This is a genomic window from Pseudotamlana agarivorans, assembly GCF_001642835.1.
GTDB lineage: Bacteria > Bacteroidota > Bacteroidia > Flavobacteriales > Flavobacteriaceae > Pseudotamlana > Pseudotamlana agarivorans.
Genome location: NZ_LXEI01000022.1, coordinates 1 through 1,695 on the forward strand (window position 1 = coordinate 1; position 1,695 = coordinate 1,695).

Annotated in this window: 2 protein-coding genes; both read left to right on the forward strand. The window is 36.9% G+C overall.

Going from position 1 to position 1,695, the window contains the following annotated elements:
• Positions 1-640 (forward strand): DUF5712 family protein (locus A6I66_RS15285; protein ID WP_245683467.1); only part of this gene is annotated, 640 nt, incomplete at its 5' end.
• Positions 637-1,695, forward strand: a 1,059-nt coding sequence (locus A6I66_RS15290; protein ID WP_067151399.1) for a type IV secretory system conjugative DNA transfer family protein, incomplete at its 3' end; no start/stop codon positions are given. The genes A6I66_RS15285 and A6I66_RS15290, both read left to right, overlap by 4 nt.

Genomic DNA, 1,695 nt, shown 5'->3' on the forward strand with positions numbered 1-1,695 from the left:
TACTTTTAAAGGTTCAGATAAGCAAATACAGGAAAACCAACCGTATGCCACTAAAATACTAGAATTGAACCAGAAAATTAGAAGTATACAACACGGAGAAACCAAAGGGGATATCAATAAAATGAAAAAAGAAATAGAACGTTTGGAGCGTGAAGCGCCCCATCAAAACAATGGCAAACGTATCGTTCGCGATATGTCTAAACCTGGACCACAAAGTCATATCCATATTATTGTGAGCCGTAAGGATGCGTCTAACCGTTATAGCCTTTCTCCAGGAAGCAAGTACAAAGCCACTGTAGTAGAAATGAACGGCAAGCTGGTAAAACGAGGTTTTGATCGGGATTTATTTTATACGAATGCCGAAAAAACATTTGATACGATGTTCAGTTACAAGCGAAATTATGTGGAATCCTACAAAGCACGAAAAACCTATTTAAAAGATCCTAAGCTGTATTTCTTAACGATAACAAGGTTACCCACTAACCAAAAAGCCATAGCCTTTAATTTATTGCAGAAAACAGGCGTGAATACCACTTTATTGAGTATGCCTACGAATAAGTTTCAGCTCACATTAAAAGCAATCAACACCTTGAAAAAAGGTATAGGTAAAGCAATCGAATCTGGATCTATAGGTATATGAATTGGCAATTAGAGCATATCATTTTGTTTGTTGTTTGTCCAACCTTAATCATTGGAGCTTTGTTGTATGGATGGTTCTATGGTGAAAATAATGGATCAGTTCATAAAAAATACAAAGTGCGTTTTAAATTGAAAAACGGCAAGTTTAAAATCGATAATATCCGAAGAGGAGCATCCGTTATTGGATCGGCAGGAAGTGGGAAAACTGAAAGTGTGGTCTATAATTTTCTGAAACATTTTAGTCAGAATGGCTTTTGTGGGGTGATTCATGATTATAAAGATTTTGAACTTACCGAAATTGCCTATCCGCTGTTTAGTGACATGAAAATGACATTTTATACCATTGCCTTTGATCAAATCCATTATCGGGTGAATCCTATCGCCCCGCATTATCTACCTAACGAGGAAAGTGTTAATGACGTGTCACGAGTTCTAATGGAAAACCTGATGGAACAAAACCTCTCTGAAAATAAGGGAGGCAGCAAATTTTTTTCAGATGCCGTGGAAGGCTTATTGAGTGGGATGATATGGAAAATGAAAACAGCATATCCTGAATTTTGTACGCTACCTCATGTCATTGCCTTGTTTCAAATTTTAAGTACTAAAAAATTGGTAGCCTTTTTGAAATCAGATTTTACTTCAAGAAGTATGGCTAGTGCTTTTATTAATGGCATAGATTCAGAGAAACAAACGGCAGGAGTTAAAAGTACCTTGGCGAACGCTTTCAAAAAGATAAGTTCTCAAAAACTGTTTTATGTGCTCTCTAAGGATGAGGTTCCGTTAGATATCAACAACCCTGAAAACCCAGCGGTGATATCCTTGGTTAATAACCCGAAATACGACTCGGTGTATTCACCTGTTATTGCCATGGTAATGCATACCATTATCAAACAGATGAGCTTAAGAGGTAAAGCATCGTCTTTTTTACTGATGGAAGAAGCACCAACTTTAAAATTACCCAATATGCACCGAATTCCAGCGACACTCCGTAGTTATGATATTTGTACGGTTTATGTGATGCAAGATAAAGTGCAAAACGATTTACTTTACGGAGAT